The sequence below is a fragment of the Mycobacterium sp. genome, from assembly GCF_032162105.1.
In the GTDB taxonomy this organism is placed as follows: Bacteria; Actinomycetota; Actinomycetes; order Mycobacteriales; family Mycobacteriaceae; genus Mycobacterium.
The window spans coordinates 1-14,667 of sequence record NZ_JAVRPS010000390.1 but is presented as its reverse complement, the minus strand read 5'-3'; the positions used below and the strand labels follow the sequence as shown (position 1 = coordinate 14,667).

Below are 14,667 nucleotides of genomic sequence, written 5' to 3'. Positions count from 1 at the left end.
GCGCAACTGCCGACGTGCAATGAAAGCCCCCATGCAGAAGTGCGGCCCGCCGCCACCGAATCCGAGGTGCTCGTTGGGTTTACGGGTGATGTCGAACGTCCACGGATTCTCGAACACCAGCTCGTCGCGGTTGGCCGACCCGTAGAACATCACGACCCGCTCGCCTTGGCGGATCAGTTGGTCACGGATGTAGGCATCCTCGGTAGCAGTCCGCCGAAACAGGTGCACCGGCGAGGCCCATCGGATCATTTCTTCGACCGCGGAGTCGAGATACCGCGCCGGATCGGATCTCAGCAGGTCCCACTGCTCGGGAGAGTCGGAGAACGCCTTGATGGCGTGGGTGATGGTGTTGCGCGTGGTGTCGTTACCCGCGACGGCCAGCAACGTGAAGAACGAGGCGATCTCGTCCTCGGTGAGTGACTCGCCGTCGACCTCGGCGTGCACCAGCGCGGTCATCAGATCGTCCGCCGGATGCGTGCGCCGGTCCGCCGCAAGAGTTTTGGCCATAGCGTGCAGTGTGAGCACCCCGCCCATCAAGACGGTCATCGGATCGTCCTCGGCTCCGACGAACTCCTCGTCGTTGATGGCGACCAGAAGGTTGGCGGCCTCGTGCATCTGCACGCGCTGGTGATCGGGGACACCGACCATCTCCGAGATCGTCCAAAGCGGCAGGCGCATCGATACTTGGCTGACCACCTCAGTGTCGCTAGTGGACACGGCCTCGTCGACGATCTTGGCCGCCTGTTCACCGATCTGGTCTTCGATCTTCTTGACCTGGGCGGGGGTGAAGGCGCGGCTGACCAGGCCACGAAGCCGTGCGTGCATCGGCGCGTCGGTGGGCAGGAAACCGGCCACGATCTGATAGAGCTCTGCCGGGGCGTCGTCGAGCACCACGCCCTGACCCGAACAGAACAGCTCGGGGTGCCGGCTCACGTGGCGGACGTCCTCGTGCCGCACGATGGCCCAGTATCCCTGCTGCGCGGGCAGCAGCGACATCTCCGGAGGGCGCTGGAAGGTCAGTTGGTCGGTCTGGCGCAGAATGCGAAACGATTCGTCTCGCTCGCGCTGCGTGTAGGTCCAGAACGCACGCGCAGACAGATCCGGGAAACTGTCGCTTCCGGATCGGCCGGGGCGGTCTTCGACGTCGGTGTTGCCCATGGTGGTCCTCCATCCCCTCGCGTCAGGCCTTGGCGGCCGGAGCGCTCGTCAGCAAGGCCAACGCATCCATCGGCGAGGTAGGCATCGCGAAGCCCTCCAGGGACTCGATGTCGCCGAGCCTGTCGGCAACAGCCTCGATCGTCAGTTCACCTGGCGTCACCCCCAGTGACTCGCCGATGAACGCTCGGCCCACGTGGCCCCCGAATGCCGTGAGGATCTCGCCGTTGAGCGCACAAGACTCATGAGCCAGATAGCCAACGACGGGTGCGACGACATCGGGTCCCATGGTTTGGCCAAGGCCGGCGGGCATGAGATCTTCGGTCATGCGGCTCAGCGCAGCCGGCGCAATCGCGTTGGTCTTGACATTGCTCTTGATGCCCTCGTGCGCCAATGACTTGGCCATCCCGACCAGGCCCAGCTTGGCGGCCGAGTAGTTGACCTGTCCGAAGTTGCCGTACAGCCCTGCTGCAGAGGTCGTCAAGATGATGCGCCCGTACTGCTGTTCGCGCATATGAGCATAGATCGACTGGGTGACGTTGAAGGCACCGAACAGGTGAACGTCCACCACCGCGCGGAAGTCGTCGTCGGTCATCTTGTGAAAAGCCTTGTCACGCAATATGCCGGCGTTGCTGATCAAAATGTCCAGACGGCCGAACTCATCGAGTGCGGTCTGCAACAGGTCCTGTCCCGCGCTACTAGCGGTCACCGACGCGGTATTGGCCACCGCGCGGCCGCCAAGCGCCCGGATCTCCCCGACAACCTGTTGCGCCTTGGCGGCATCCGCTCCGTTGCCTGCCACCGATCCTCCGACGTCGTTGACCACGACGGCTGCCCCGCGCTGCGCCAAGAGCAGGGCGTACGCGCGTCCCAGACCGCCGCCGGCGCCAGTGACGACAGCTACTCGGCCGTCGAAGCCCAGTTCAGCCACTTCAACCTCCTTCGGCGCGACACGACGCGGCTAGCTCAATTTCGGATAACGACCGTTAACGTACACCGGACGGAGCATGCGGGTCAAGAAGCACACGGAGGCACTGGGAGCAACCCTGGAATCGGGGCCGTGGCCAGCACCGCGGCGCGTACGGCCACCGATGAACGCACGGCGGCGTTCGCCGGCGCCGAAGAACACTCGGCTCCATGACGTTTCCTCGTCGCCGCGAAATACATTTGGTACTACCGGAATTCATGTGACCCCGCCTCACGGCCATAGCGACGAATCGAAGGCGGTCGCCGCGTCTCCCTTGCTTGGGGCTTACTGACAGTGCTAGAACTGATCCTCGTTGACGGCCAGGGAGCCGTCCTGACCTAGCGGCCAGTATCGGGCACCCTTCCGCGCATCTCACGGCACTTCGGGCGGGCGAACGAACGCTGGCGCACGAGGAGCGTTCATGGCCCGGGATCATGCCCTTGCACGAGCTCATCGAGGAGTCGGACGACATCGCGCGCCATGTGCTTGACGTGAACTGTCACGGTGTCCTCCACGGCATGAAGGTTCTCCTGCCCCGCATGCTGAGCCGTGGTCGTGGTCACGTCATCAACGTCGCATCGGTGGCCGGCACGAGCGGCTTGCCCGGTGCCGCAACGTACTGCGGCAGCAAGAGTTTCGTGATCGCGGTTTCTGATGCCGTGCGCCTGGAGCTTCGGGGTACCGGAGTGACTATCTCCTGCGTGCTGCCTGGCATTGTCAACACCGAGCTTGCGGCCGGACTGCGCGGGATCAAGGGCATCCCCACCGCCCAGCCTGGCGATGTCGCCCACGCGATCGTGAAACTCATTCAGACGCGGCGCCGCACGGCGTACGTACCCAGGGCGTACGGGCCGGTGAGCCGACTGGCCAATGTGTTGCCCGCGCGGGCGAAAGAGAAACTCTCGCAGGTGTTGGGTGGATCGGAATTCATGCTCGAGGCCGATAGGGCGAGTCGCAGCGGCTATGAACGCCGCGTCGAACGCACCGCTACGGCATCGGAGCAGGAACCGGTGGAGAACCTGCCGTAACCATGGTCGAAGGACTCCGTGGAGCGTATCGCGAACCGCTCGAGCCAGATGGGCGCGACGTGCTCGATCGCTTCTGCCATTCCTTGCCGCTGCGGTTCAGCGCGCAACCAGGGTTCGGTTTCGATCACCTGATGGCGCCACAACGGGCCCTGCAGCGCAGCTGCCTGACCGAGGGCAAGCGCGGCCTCGTCGGGACCACAGCCTTGCAGCTGGTCAATGATGCGCGCAGGAGCCAGATCCTCCATCAGCACTACGAACCTCAGCCGATCTTCGGCGGCGGCGGCGTAGTAACAGCGGGGCGTGCACAGAGCGGCGTGTTGGTCCACCCGCTGGTAGTAGTGAACTTCCCGCTCGTAGGCGCCGTGGCGGCAGCGAGTTGGCCGGCTGGCGTCGTCTGCGCTCGGGATCTTGGCGATCACCGGTGCCGGACCCACGTCCCCACCGCGGCGGTAGGACAGCTCAAGTCGGTAGCTGTTGGCCAGTTGGCCCATACCGATCGGAGCACAGGCGACACCTTCCACAATCACCTCGGCCAGTGCAGCTGAGGAGGTAAGCATGAAAGTCAGTGCGGCCGGCGACAGATCGTGGACGTCGTCTGGAATCGGGGGGGCGGGCGGTCACGCGGTCAATTCGTCCCACAACACGTGCTCTTCTGCCGTTGCCGCGGCGCGTCCCAACGCAGCGCTGCGCGTGCTCACGGGTTCGTCGGCGTCCCGTCCAGCCCACAGCGCACGCGTATGGCGGTGCAGTGGATACTCCCGGGTCACTCCGACGGCACCATGCAGTTGATGGGCTAGTTGCGCTGTGACCGTTGACATGTCGGCGCTCATGCATCGGCTCGCTGCGGCGGCCCGCAGCTTGGCCTGCTGATCGGCAGTCTCTGAGACGTAGATGCGGACGGCACGGCCCAGCGCGGCCCGTCCCTGTCGGACCTGGATCGCCATCTGCGCCAATCCTGCTGCCACGGCTGGCACGTCAGCCAGGGGCGCCCCGAACTGCTCGCGTTGGTGTACGTAGCGGCGTGTCAGGTCGCACGCGGCGCGGGCGTGGCCGAGCAGTTCAGCCGATCGACAGATATCGAGCCTGGCCACAACCTCCTCGACGCTAGCCGTAGAGGGCAATCGCTCCGCAGGCGTGCCGTCGAAGCGCAAGGTACTGGTGGGCCGCCCGGAGAGGTCGGCGGCATGCTCACCAGAGCTGCCCTCCGCGCCGCTGTCGACGACGAAGACGCGGTCGCCGAGCACGATGACCAACCGGGCGGCCAGGGCACCGTAGCCGACACCGGGTATCTCGCCGGTCAACCGCTGCCCATCCAGGATGGCGACGGTGGTCGCGAGCACGACCGTCGCGAAACCCGTTGCGGCGGGCGGCTGCTGCAGCGCCGCCGCTGCGGTGGAAGCCTCAACGATCGGCGTGCCGATCCCGGTGTAGGCCAGCTCGGTGATCACGGTCAGGAGGTCGGTGAAGCCCCCTCCCGAGCCGCCGGCGTCCTCGGACAACCCGACTGCCGCCAACCCGAGGTCACAGACGATTTCCCACAGTGGGCTCGGTTCGCCGTCGATCGGTTCGGGCTGTTGTGCGGAAAGGCCGGCGATAAGGTCGGCCAGTTCGCTTTGCAGCTCGCTCATCGGCGGGCCTCGGCTTTCGCGACGATGGACAGCAGAACGTCGGAGGCGCCGCCGCGGATGCTGAATCCTGGCGATGCCAGCAGCGCTTGGTCGTAGAGTCCGCCGAAGGCGCTGCGCGAGGCCTTGGCGTGCCGCGCACACTCGATCACGTCTATTTCGAATCGTGTGCCCAGCCACTTCAGTTCGGCTGCTTGGATGACCGGTGCATCTCCCCGGTCGAAGGCTTCGGCCAGGTCCCAGCACATCTGCCGCAGCGTGCCTAGCCGCGCGACGAGGTGGCCCACCTCCTGCACCAGGTCCTCCGAATCGGCTTGGCGCGCCAGTTGGGTGCAGGCCACCAACAGCGGATAGGTGCTCAGGACACGTTCGGGACCGCCACGTTCGAAGGAGAGTTGCTCGATCACCTGACGCCACCCGTTGCCCACAGTGCCGATGACCCGGTGTTCGGGGACGAACACGTCGGTCAACGTCAGCTCGTTGAAGTGGTGTTCGCCCGACATGTCCACGATCGGGGTGACATCGACTCCGTCGCTGGTGATGTCGACGACGAACTCGGTCAAACCGTCGTGCTTGCGTCCGGTCGTGTCGGTGCGCGCCAGCACGTATGCATGGGTGGCGAGGTGAGCATTGCTCGTCCAGGTCTTGCGTCCGGAGATTCGCCAACCGCCGAGGACCCGTTTGGCGCTGGTACGCACGGCCGCCAGGTCCGAACCCGCTTCCGGTTCGCTCATTCCGAGGCAGAAGAAGTAGTCGGCCGCGGTGATGCCCGGCAGGATCTCCTTTTGCAGCTCCGGGTTGCCGTGACGCAGGATTGCCGGTCCGATCTGGCGGTCGGCGATCCAGTGTGCGGCCACCGGCGCTCCCGCTCTGAGCAGTTCCTCGGTGACCACGAGCCGGGCTCTGGAGTCGAGTTCGGCGCCGCCGTACTGGTGCGGCCAGGTCAGGCCGATGAGGCCCCTGGTGGCCAGTTCCTTGCTGAATTCCGGGTCGGCCGACCGCAACCAGCAATCGCAGCGGGGCGTATACCGCCCACTGGTGCGCCATTCTGCGGTGAGGGCACGCACCGTGTGCCGGAGGTCATCGAAACCGCTGTGCTGGCGTGTCACTGGTCCTCCCGCCTCTAGGTTGAGCGGCACTGCCGTCACTGCCCGTGGAACATCGGCGCGCGACGCTGCTTGGCTGCCTGCAGCCCTTCGGAGAAGTCGGCGGTCAATCGCAGCCGAGCCTGCTCGGCGCGTTCGTGTTCGGTCGCCGTGCGGACCTCCTCGAGAAGGTCCGCACGGAGGGTGGCGCGGATACTTTCCACCGCCAACGGCGCGGCCGCGGCGATCTCAGTGGCCAACGCGATGGCGTCGGCGCGAAGCGTGGCCGGTTCGCTCAGGCGGTCGACCAGCCCCATCTGCAACGCCTCGGTGCCGCCGACCGTGCGGCCGGTGATCAGCAGTTCGGCTGCGCGCTGGGCTCCGATCACCCGCGGCAGCGTCACTGACAAGCCGAAGCCATGATGAAAGCCGAGCCGGGAGAAGTTGGCGGCCAGCCGCGCCTGAGTGGAAGCGACGCGAAAGTCCGCGGACATTGCCAGACCGAGCCCACCCCCGATGGCCGCACCCTGGATCGCAGCCACCACCGGTTTGCGCACAGCGAACAACCGCACCGCCGCCGCATAGAGGTCGCGCGCGCCGGCATCGGCGGAGATCTCGCCCGCGCCGCTCTGGCCGCTGAAGTCGGCTCCGGCGCAGAAGTGCTTCCCGTCGGCGGCCAGCACGATCGCGCGCACTTCCCGCTGCGAATCGAGATTGCGGTAGACCTCGGCCAGCTCGGTGATCAGGTCGACGTCGAAGTAGTTATTGGGCGGACGGCAGATCTCGACCACCGCGACGTGCTGATCGACGATACTCACAGCCAGGTCACGGGGATGGTCCTTGCTGTCGTAATCGCTTGGCGCCGAGAACGTGTCGGTCATGGATGATGCCCCTTGGTTCGTCACCATCCGCGGTCCTGCGCGATGATGATCTTCATGATTTCGCTCGACCCGCCGAAGATGCGGGTGACTCGTGCGTCGAGGTAGCCCCGACCGACCAGCGAGGAGGCACTGCAGTGGTCGACTCCCAGTGCGGACAAACAACCGTCGAGGACGCGGCCCTGAAGTTCGGTGCAGTACAGCTTGACTGCCGCGGCGTCGGCGCCACCCAGGGTGCCGGCCACCACACCGCCGATCGCGTGGTCGGCCAGCGCCTGGCCCGCGTCGGTGTCGGCAGCCAGCGCCGACAACGCGAAACGCACCGGCTGCGCCAAGCGTCGCCCCGCCAGGTGTCGTTGGGTTTCGCTCAGCGCCGCCACCGCCGCGGCCTGCGAACTGATGCCGATCGACACCCGCTCCTTGGCAAGATTGGACGTGAGGTACTCGAAGCCCCGGTTTTCCTCACCCAGCAGGTTTTCCATCGGCACCCGCATGTCGCTGAATGCCAGCTCGGCCAGGTCCTGCGCGTGCAGACCGAGCTTGTCGAGCCGGCGTCCCCGCTCGAAACCCGGTGTGTCGGGTTCCACGACGAGCAGGCTGATTCCGCGACGCCCCGCGCTCGGGTCGGTTTTGACTGCCAGCACGACCAGGTCAGCGGCGGCACCGTTGGAGATGAAGGTCTTTGACCCGTTGACCACGTAGTGGGCTCCGTCGCGCACCGCGCGGGTGGACATGGCCTTGAGATCCGATCCTGCCCCGGGTTCCGATAGCGCCAACGCCACGACTGCGTCGCCGGCCGTCAGGCGCGGAACCCAGCGGCGCTGCTGATCTTCGGTCCCGTAGCGCAGGAGATAGGGCATACAGATGTCGGTGTGCACCCGCACGCCTCCCAGCGCTAGGCCCAGGCGTTGGCTCTCTTCGCTGACCACCGCGCTGTGGCGGAAGTCTGAACCCTCCATCCCGCCGAGGTGCGGGGGTACGCCGATCCCCAATACGCCGACCTCGGCCGCTCGCTTCCAGAAGCTGCGTGGCGGGCGGCCCTCGACTTCCCACGACGAATACTGCGGGACGACCTCCGTGCTGAAGAACTGCGCGACCTCATCCCGAAAACGGTCGTGCGCCGCGGTGAAGACGGTGCGTCGCACGGGCCTGCGTCCTCCTGCTGTACCGCCGGCCGGGTTGCCGTTCCTACACCATAGGCGACACACCAGCTCGATGTAAACGATCGTTATACCGCAGACCGTTGGCATCCAGCGGCAGCCTCTCCATATGTCGACGTTGGCACTATGCCGGACCTTCGGGCGAATACACCTGCTAAACAACTCGTCATTTCGGATGGAACGACTTCACCACCACCAACGATGGCCACCGATTCTTGCCCATCGATGATAACGATGACTAACATCATGTGGCGCGAAGGATTCAGTTGGTGACCAGACGGGAGTTTCCATGCACCGCACCGCGGCGTTAGAGGTGCGCGTCCTCGACGAACACGTGCGTGAGATCGTGCTCACCCGCCCCGAGGTGCTCAACCGGGTCGATGAACAGCTCCATCACGAGCTCATCGACGCGCTGCGGGAGGTTTCGGACGATCCGACGACGCGCGTGGTGGTGTTGTCCTCGCAGGGCCCGGCCTTCTCCGCCGGTGGAGATTTCGAGATGATGCAGAAGGCCCACCGCGACAGCGTGGCCAGGCGCCAGATAATCGACACGGGCAGGGCCCTGGCGGCGGCGTTCTTCTCGCTGCCGCAACCGATCATCGCCGCGGTTCAAGGTCCGGCGATCGGTCTGGGAGCCACGCTGGTGCTGTCCTGCGACGCCGTCGTCGCCGCCCGCAGTGCCTCGCTCGCGGATCCCCATGTGCGCCTTGGTCTGGTCGCCGGCGACGGTGGATGCGTGGTTTGGCCCGCGGCCGCGGGCATGCTGCGGGCGCGGCGCCACCTACTCACCGGCGATGCACTACCGGCCGAAACTGCTTACACGCTGGGCCTGGTAACCGATTTGGTCGACGACGCCTCACAGGTCCGCGATGCCGCGCTGGCGATCGCTCGCACGATCGCGGCTGCGGCCCCACTGGCGGTGCAGGGCACCAAACGCGCGCTCAACCGTGTCACCAATCAGCGGGCGGGCGAGGTGCTCGACCTATCGTTCGCGCTTGAAGAGCACACTCTGGCCTCGGCAGACCTCATGGAGGCGATTGCCGCGTTCCAGGACAAGAGGGCGCCCCAGTTTCGCGGCCGTTGAGCGGTCGGGCAGCGGCATTCACGATCCCGCAGCACGCAGTGTGCGGACCATCGCCGCGTCTGCGTAGGCCAGCGCAATCGGGTACTCCCGCATGTAGCCGTATCCTCCGTGCAGTTGCAGTCCCTGATCCACACTTCGCCAGTGCGCTTCGGCGGCTGCGTCATTGGCGGCGCGGCAGCGTTGTGCCCAGCGGGCGCCGGAGCCAGAGGTGGCCAGACAGTCCCGCAGCGAGGCAGCCCCGCGCTCATACACCGATGTCATCCGTTGCAGCTGATGACGGGTGTTCTCCAACTCGATGAGGGGGCGACCAAACACCTTCCGCTGTGCCGTGTAGTCCACTGTCCAACCGATCGCCGCCCTGCAGGCACCGAGATACGCTGCCGCCCAGGCGAGATCGTGCAGAGCTCCCAGCGTGTCGGCGTCACCCACGATCGCATCCTCGGTCGTTGGGCATTCATCGAACATCAGTGTCGCCATGGGTGTTTCTTCCATCCCCAGTGGCAGGTGCACTCGGCTGAGCGAGATGCCTTCACCGGCGTCGGCGATGGGGATGATCAGAACAGCTGGGCCGGCATCGCGACCCACCCGGATGAGGGCGAGATCGGCGTCGGCACCCACGATCACATCACCGTTGCCCACAGTGACGGCAAGCGCGTCAGCCGCAGTGAGGCGGTTGAGCCAACTGCGCTTCTGCGCTGTCGTTCCATGCCGGGTCAGGAAGGGGATACATGCGGTCGCATGCATTCCGATGACTGCGGCAAATCCAAGGCAGCCCTGGGCAGCGGCCTCGTAGACCATCAGCAACCCAAAGGCGGGGTCGGCAAACCCGGCGCCGCCGAACTCTTCAGGGGCATACATGCCCAGGAAGCCGAGTTCTGCTGCTTCACAGTAGATTTCACGTGGGATGGATTGCGCCTCGCGGAACTCGGAGTAGCGCGGCACAACCTTCCTGGACAGAAACCCGACGTAGGCGTCACGGAAGGCCCGTAGCTCCTCGGTGGGCTCGAACAACTCGAGGGGTGGTTGGGCGCCCCAGTCAAGCTGCGACGTCACGAGTCCGTCCACTGTGGCTGTCGCTTCTCGACGAAGGCCGATGCGCCCTCGCGGGCATCGTCGGACGCACGCACCGGGTCGGTGTACTTCCTCTGCTCGCTGAACGCGTTCCTCGCCGCCCAGTCCGCGGACTCGAGCACAATGGCCTTGGCCGCCCGCACCGCCATCGGCGCATTGGCAGCGATGACCCGCGCCATGGCGATGGCCTCCGCCAGGGCGTTGCCAGGAGTAGCAACACGATTGATCAAGCCCAGCTCGAGCGCTTTGGATGCCATGATCGGCTCACCGGTCAAGATCAGTTCCATCGCTGCGGCGAAGGGCACACGGCGCGGGATCCGAATCACGCCGCCGGCGCTGGCCACCAGTCCGCGCTTGACTTCCGGCAGCCCCAGCCGCGCATCGGCCGCTGCCACGATCAGGTCAACGCACAACGCAATCTCCAATCCGCCGCCCAGCGCGTATCCCTCGACAGCTGCCACCAATGGCTTGCCTGGTGGTTTCTCGACAATCCCGAAGGCGCCACGGGAGGCGGTGATTGGCCGCTCGCCGGTGGCGCTGACCGCTTTGAGGTCCATGTCGGCGCTGAAGTAACGATCGGCGCCGCTCAGCACGATCGCCCGTACCGCACTGTCTGCCTCGCACTGATCGAGGGCTCGTTCCAGCTCCTGGGCGGTCGCCAGATCGATCGCATTGCGCACCTCAGGCCGGTTCACCCTGATAGTCGCGACATGATCGGCGATCGCGAGGACTACTGCGTCAGCGGCGATGTTCGTGTCCAGTCTGCTATGTGGGCTGATCAGTATGAGCGGGGCAGCTTCAGCGTGTGCTCGGCGACGTAGTTGAGCACCATCTCTCGCGAGACGGGCGCGGTGAGTTGTAGGCGCGTCAAGAACCAGAACTGCGCCAACTCGTATTCGTTGGCATAACCGTTGCCGCCGTGGGTCTGGATGGCGCGATCAAGGCAGTGCACGCCGGCCTCGGCCGAGGCGAGTTTGGCGATGTTGGAGGCCTCTCCGGCGTCGAGGCCGGCGTCGTAGAGAGCTGCGGCTTTCTGGGTCATCAAGCGGGCTTGCTCGAGCTTGATCTTGCCTTCGGCAAGGGGGTGAGCAATCGCTTGGTGCGCGCCGATCGGGGTTGACCAGACCGAGCGTGTCCGCGCGTAGTCGGCGGCCTTGTTCAGCGAGTAGCGGGCGATGCCGTTGGACACCGCTGCGGACAGGATGCGTTCGGGGTTGAGCCCGTCGAACGCCACGCGTAGACCCTTGCCCTCGTCGCCGATTCGGCAATCCGCATCGACTTCGACATCGTCGAAGTACAGCGTGAACTGCTTCTCCGGCTCGTCGAGTGCGGTCTCGATCGGCTGCTTGGTCAGCCCCGGCGCGTTCGGGTCCACCATGAGCAAGGTGAGTGCTCCGCGGCCCTTGGCGTCATGACCGGTGCGGGTCACGACCAACATGTGGTCACACACGTCGACACCGGAGATGAAGTACTTCTGCCCGCTGATGAAGTACTTGTCGCCTTCTCGGCGCGCGACGGTCGAGATGTTGTGAGAGTTGGACCCCGCGTTCGGCTCGGTCAGGGCGAACGAGAATTTCTGTTCCGCATTGGCAATCCCGGTCAGCCAGCGTTGCTTCTGCTCGGGTGTGCCGTGGCGGGCCAGGATGGTCCCGATGATGCCTGGTGAGACCAGCAGTTTGAGCAGTGGGCACCCGGCGGCCGCCGTTTCCTCCAGCACGGCGACAAGTTCTTGCAGGCCCTGCCCGCCGCCGCCGTACTCCTCGGGAAGGTGCACTCCGAGAAAACCGTTGGCTCCCAGGGCGGCCCACAGCTCATCTGGCGGGCGGCCCTCGTCGCTGATTAGCTTGTAGTACTTCGGCCCATACTCGGCGGCGATGGCATAGACCGCTTCCCGCAGAGCCTTCTCCTCGACGCTGGGCAGCAATGCCAGTGCCGGCGGGGCACCTTGATCTATCGCGGTCACACGCTTCTCCATCCTGTGTAGCCCAGCACACTATATAACGATCGTTCACATTACGAAACCATCTTGATTCTGCCCGTAGATTATTCTTATTAGTGGTTACTCGCCTGCGATCACCCGCACACGATAGCGATCGTTTACATCAGCCGTCGAACGGGTCGGTATCTACGAGAGCCTGTAGCCGTACCGGGACATCGGCGCTGAGATCCCACTCCCGCAGGAACTGGTCCAATCGTGGCTGGGCCGATTCCGACTCGGTGCCTAGCGAGAAGCGCAGGTCGGCCCCGCCGCCGCGAAGGTCGACCGGGCTTTGAGGACCGTGGCGTTGCAACCGGATCACCTGGGCGCCCATGTCGGCCAGCACCGTCGCGGCGAACGGACCCGGACCGATCCCACCGAACTCCACCACCTTGATACCGCACAGAGGTTGCACCATTCTCCTCGAGCTGCCGGAGCTAGGTCTTGGCCACGGCGACCATGGCCGCGGTATCGAAATAGAATGCTTGAAGTCGGCTGACGCGATCCCCCACGAACGTCCACCGCTCCAGTACCGGCATGGCGGCCTGTCCCAAACTCAGTGACAGCGCTGCGATCACGTCGGTCTGTTCACCGGTTGTCGACTCCAACACGCGATCGACGTCGATCGTGGCGCCGCTGGACACCGCCGCTCGCACGAACGCGACGATCGCCCGCACACCGCGTATCGTTCCGCCGCCCGGCAGTGATCCCGGCCGTATCAGTTCGGCATCGGAGGCGAAGTGATCATTGACCAGTTGCGCTGCCGCCTCCGCGTCCCCGCGCGAAAGCGCTTGATAGAACCCGGTTGCCACGGCCGCCGGCCCCTGTTCGCCCATTTCAGCATGCTCGACCATCGCAACACCTCTCCATCATCGTCGGCGTCGATCCGTCAACGCGTGTGTTAACGATCGCTTACACTATTCGATCGGCGATCAACGTGGGTACGGCGTCGTGACGTGATCACGGTCCATCCACACGTGAACCTTCGTTGTCACGCGGGGCACCGGTGAATCGGCGGAACTCCGCGGCGAGCCGAGTCGGCGCTTCGATCATCGGGCAGTGACCGACGTCATCGAACACCACCAGCTCCGCGCCGCTCATTTGTGCGACCAGCGAGCGGGCCATGCCGACGGTCAGGATACGGTCGCGCGCCCCCCACACCACCAGCGCCGGACATTTGATCCGCGCGGGGTTGATCTCATCGCGCGCTCTGACTGCGGCGCGCATCGTTGCCACGAATCCTGGCGCGCCCATCGCCGGCACCAGGATTGCTGCCAAAGCCGGCGAGACCGACGCCGGATCGACGACACCCGATGCAAAGAAGCAGCGGTGCGCCCACACGGTGGTGGCGATCCACCGGCAGATGCGCGGCTGCGACAAGGCGGCGTGCGCGAGGCGCATCCCGACCAGAATGAGGCCCAGCCGTCACCGTGCGACCGGTACTGCTCCCCCGTTGACCAAGACCAGCCCGGCGACCCGCTCGGGGTGGTCGGCGGCCACGGCCAAGGCGACCAGTCCTCCCATCGAATGCCCCACGACGGTGGCAGTGGATTCGCCGAGCTGATCGAGAAGGCTGAGCACGATGGCGCTCTGGGCATAGAACGCATCGCCCACCGCCACCTCAGAGGCGCCGAATCCGGCGAGGTCGACCGCAATTACTCGTGATGTGCGCGCCAGCGACGGGATCACCCGCAGCCACCACTGCCAGCAGCCACCCTGTCCGTGGATGAGGATGACAGTCGGGCCCGAGCCGACGTCGACGTAGCGAACCGCGCGACTCGCGACGACGGCATCATGAGTGACCGCCGACCAGTCGTAGGTAAGCCACACTGCGTCGGGATCGTCAAATGCGTCAGCGTCGTCGTGGTGTTCCGCCGACTGCACGTGCGCGTTGGTTGCCATCAGTTCTCCTGTGTCTCAGTAGGACCGGGGCAATCCCAAGGAGTGTTCGGCGATGTGGTTGAGCACCATTTCACGCGACACCGGGGCAATGAGCTGCAGACGCAGAAGGAACCAGTACGACGATAGGTCGCTCTCCAGCGCCATGCCGTTCCCGCCGTGCGTTTGGATCGCTCGGTCCAGCGCGAACACCCCGGCCTCGGCCGACGCGAGCTTGGCGAAGTTGCTCAGTTCGCCGGCTGGCAGTCCCGCGTCGTAGAACGCCGCCGCGCGCTGAGTCATCAACCGGGCCTGCTCGAGTCTGAGCTTGGCTTCGGCCAACGGATGGGCGACGGCTTGGTGCGCGCCGATGGGCTGATCCCACACCCGGCGGCTGCGGGCGTAGTCACACGCCTTCCCCAGCGCCCATCGCCCCACACCGGTTGAAATCGCAGCCGACAAGATGCGTTCGGGATTCATCCCGTCGAAGGCAACGCGCAGACCGTTGCCGGGCTCACCGATCACCCGGTCGGCGCTGACCTCCACGTTGTCGAAGAACAGCGTGAATTGCTGCTCGGGCTGTTCCGGAGCAGTCGGTATGGGTTGAATCGTCAGACCCGGGCTGTGCGGATCCACCATCAGTAGGGTCAGCCGTCCGCGGCCCCGATCATCGACGCCGGTGCGGGTGACCAGCAAGAGCTCGTCGCATTCATTGGCGTGCGAGATGAAGTACTTCTGCCCGTTGACGACGTAGTGAC

Annotated in this window: 16 protein-coding genes and 1 pseudogene; 2 read left to right on the top strand and 15 right to left on the bottom strand. The window is 65.4% G+C overall.

Annotation, left to right across the window (positions count from 1 at the left end; genetic code table 11):
* Together QOC69_RS19955 and QOC69_RS19950 are read right to left on the bottom strand one after the other, a co-directional pair.
* Positions 1 to 1,158: cytochrome P450 (locus QOC69_RS19955; protein ID WP_526442744.1), on the bottom strand; the 1,158-nt coding region annotated here is incomplete at its 3' end.
* A gap of 22 nt (positions 1,159 to 1,180) precedes the next feature.
* Positions 1,181 to 2,086: an SDR family NAD(P)-dependent oxidoreductase gene (locus tag QOC69_RS19950; RefSeq protein ID WP_526442742.1), complete on the bottom strand. Its 906-nt coding sequence runs from the start codon at positions 2,084 to 2,086 to the stop codon at positions 1,181 to 1,183.
* 470 nt (positions 2,087 to 2,556) lie between these two features.
* Between QOC69_RS19950 and QOC69_RS19945 the strand changes: the two genes are divergently transcribed.
* The gene (locus QOC69_RS19945; RefSeq protein ID WP_526442740.1) at positions 2,557 to 3,150 is read left to right on the top strand and encodes an SDR family NAD(P)-dependent oxidoreductase; all 594 of its coding nucleotides are present in this window, start codon (positions 2,557 to 2,559) and stop codon (positions 3,148 to 3,150) included.
* Here QOC69_RS19945 and QOC69_RS19940 read toward each other — a convergent pair.
* Genes QOC69_RS19940 through QOC69_RS19920 form a run of 5 tightly spaced genes read right to left on the bottom strand, consistent with a single transcriptional unit; the run spans position 3,084 to position 7,883 of the window.
* Entirely contained in the window at positions 3,084 to 3,707 is a 624-nt protein-coding gene (locus QOC69_RS19940) for a hypothetical protein (protein WP_526442738.1), read from the bottom strand. The two genes, QOC69_RS19945 and QOC69_RS19940, sit on opposite strands and share 67 nt — an antisense overlap.
* A 60-nt stretch (positions 3,708 to 3,767) precedes the next feature.
* Positions 3,768 to 4,778, bottom strand: coding sequence for an acyl-CoA dehydrogenase family protein (locus QOC69_RS19935; RefSeq protein WP_526442736.1), 1,011 nt, complete (start codon positions 4,776 to 4,778; stop codon positions 3,768 to 3,770).
* Positions 4,775 to 5,884, bottom strand: a complete 1,110-nt coding sequence (locus tag QOC69_RS19930; RefSeq protein WP_526442734.1) for an acyl-CoA dehydrogenase family protein — start codon at positions 5,882 to 5,884, stop codon at positions 4,775 to 4,777. The genes QOC69_RS19935 and QOC69_RS19930 overlap by 4 nt, the downstream gene beginning before the upstream one ends.
* Before the next feature lie 35 nt (positions 5,885 to 5,919).
* Positions 5,920 to 6,741 carry an enoyl-CoA hydratase/isomerase family protein gene (locus tag QOC69_RS19925; protein ID WP_526442732.1) on the bottom strand — a complete coding sequence of 274 codons (822 nt, stop codon included), beginning with the start codon at positions 6,739 to 6,741 and terminating at the stop codon, positions 5,920 to 5,922.
* A 20-nt stretch (positions 6,742 to 6,761) separates the two neighbouring features.
* Positions 6,762 to 7,883, bottom strand: coding sequence for an acyl-CoA dehydrogenase family protein (locus QOC69_RS19920; RefSeq protein WP_526442730.1), 1,122 nt, complete (start codon positions 7,881 to 7,883; stop codon positions 6,762 to 6,764).
* Between the two features lie 304 nt (positions 7,884 to 8,187).
* Here QOC69_RS19920 and QOC69_RS19915 point away from each other — a divergent pair, with 304 nt between their 5' ends.
* Positions 8,188 to 8,982, top strand: a complete 795-nt coding sequence (locus tag QOC69_RS19915) for an enoyl-CoA hydratase/isomerase family protein (protein WP_526442728.1) — start codon at positions 8,188 to 8,190, stop codon at positions 8,980 to 8,982.
* Positions 8,983 to 9,000: 18 nt separating this feature from the next.
* Here QOC69_RS19915 and QOC69_RS19910 read toward each other — a convergent pair whose 3' ends face one another.
* From QOC69_RS19910 to QOC69_RS19875, 8 genes and pseudogenes are all read right to left on the bottom strand, one after another.
* Positions 9,001 to 9,993: an acyl-CoA dehydrogenase family protein gene (locus tag QOC69_RS19910; RefSeq protein WP_526442726.1), complete on the bottom strand. Its 993-nt coding sequence runs from the start codon at positions 9,991 to 9,993 to the stop codon at positions 9,001 to 9,003.
* A gap of 38 nt (positions 9,994 to 10,031) precedes the next feature.
* Positions 10,032 to 10,802, bottom strand: coding sequence for an enoyl-CoA hydratase/isomerase family protein (locus tag QOC69_RS19905; protein WP_526442748.1), 771 nt, complete (start codon positions 10,800 to 10,802; stop codon positions 10,032 to 10,034).
* Between the two features lie 29 nt (positions 10,803 to 10,831).
* Positions 10,832 to 11,983 carry an acyl-CoA dehydrogenase family protein gene (locus QOC69_RS19900; RefSeq protein WP_526442746.1) on the bottom strand — a complete coding sequence of 384 codons (1,152 nt, stop codon included), beginning with the start codon at positions 11,981 to 11,983 and terminating at the stop codon, positions 10,832 to 10,834.
* Between the two features lie 337 nt (positions 11,984 to 12,320).
* Positions 12,321 to 12,449: pseudogene (locus QOC69_RS19895) on the bottom strand (CoA transferase); the annotation flags it as partial.
* Between the two features lie 19 nt (positions 12,450 to 12,468).
* Positions 12,469 to 12,885 (bottom strand): nuclear transport factor 2 family protein, encoded by a 417-nt coding sequence (locus QOC69_RS19890; RefSeq protein WP_526442724.1) that lies wholly within the window; start codon positions 12,883 to 12,885, stop codon positions 12,469 to 12,471.
* A 106-nt stretch (positions 12,886 to 12,991) separates the two neighbouring features.
* On the bottom strand, positions 12,992 to 13,432 hold the full coding sequence (locus QOC69_RS19885; RefSeq protein ID WP_526442722.1) for an alpha/beta fold hydrolase: 441 nt from the start codon (positions 13,430 to 13,432) through the stop codon (positions 12,992 to 12,994).
* 24 nt (positions 13,433 to 13,456) lie between these two features.
* A complete protein-coding gene (locus QOC69_RS19880) occupies positions 13,457 to 13,933 on the bottom strand; it encodes an alpha/beta fold hydrolase (protein ID WP_526442720.1) in 477 nt (158 codons plus the stop codon).
* Between the two features lie 15 nt (positions 13,934 to 13,948).
* Positions 13,949 to 14,667 (bottom strand): acyl-CoA dehydrogenase family protein (locus tag QOC69_RS19875; RefSeq protein WP_526442718.1); only part of this gene is annotated, 719 nt, incomplete at its 5' end.

Excerpts from the sequence above, each read along its gene's own strand:
- QOC69_RS19945 (WP_526442740.1), top strand. The coding sequence starts at position 2,557 with ATGCCCTTGCACGAGCTCATCGAGGAGTCGGACGACATCGCGCGCCAT.
- QOC69_RS19940 (WP_526442738.1), bottom strand. The coding sequence starts at position 3,707 with ATGCTTACCTCCTCAGCTGCACTGGCCGAGGTGATTGTGGAAGGTGTC.
- QOC69_RS19935 (WP_526442736.1), bottom strand. The coding sequence starts at position 4,778 with ATGAGCGAGCTGCAAAGCGAACTGGCCGACCTTATCGCCGGCCTTTCC.
- QOC69_RS19925 (WP_526442732.1), bottom strand. The coding sequence starts at position 6,741 with ATGACCGACACGTTCTCGGCGCCAAGCGATTACGACAGCAAGGACCAT.
- QOC69_RS19915 (WP_526442728.1), top strand. The coding sequence starts at position 8,188 with ATGCACCGCACCGCGGCGTTAGAGGTGCGCGTCCTCGACGAACACGTG.
- QOC69_RS19890 (WP_526442724.1), bottom strand. The coding sequence starts at position 12,885 with ATGGTCGAGCATGCTGAAATGGGCGAACAGGGGCCGGCGGCCGTGGCA.
- QOC69_RS19885 (WP_526442722.1), bottom strand. The coding sequence starts at position 13,432 with ATGCGCCTCGCGCACGCCGCCTTGTCGCAGCCGCGCATCTGCCGGTGG.
- QOC69_RS19880 (WP_526442720.1), bottom strand. The coding sequence starts at position 13,933 with ATGGCAACCAACGCGCACGTGCAGTCGGCGGAACACCACGACGACGCT.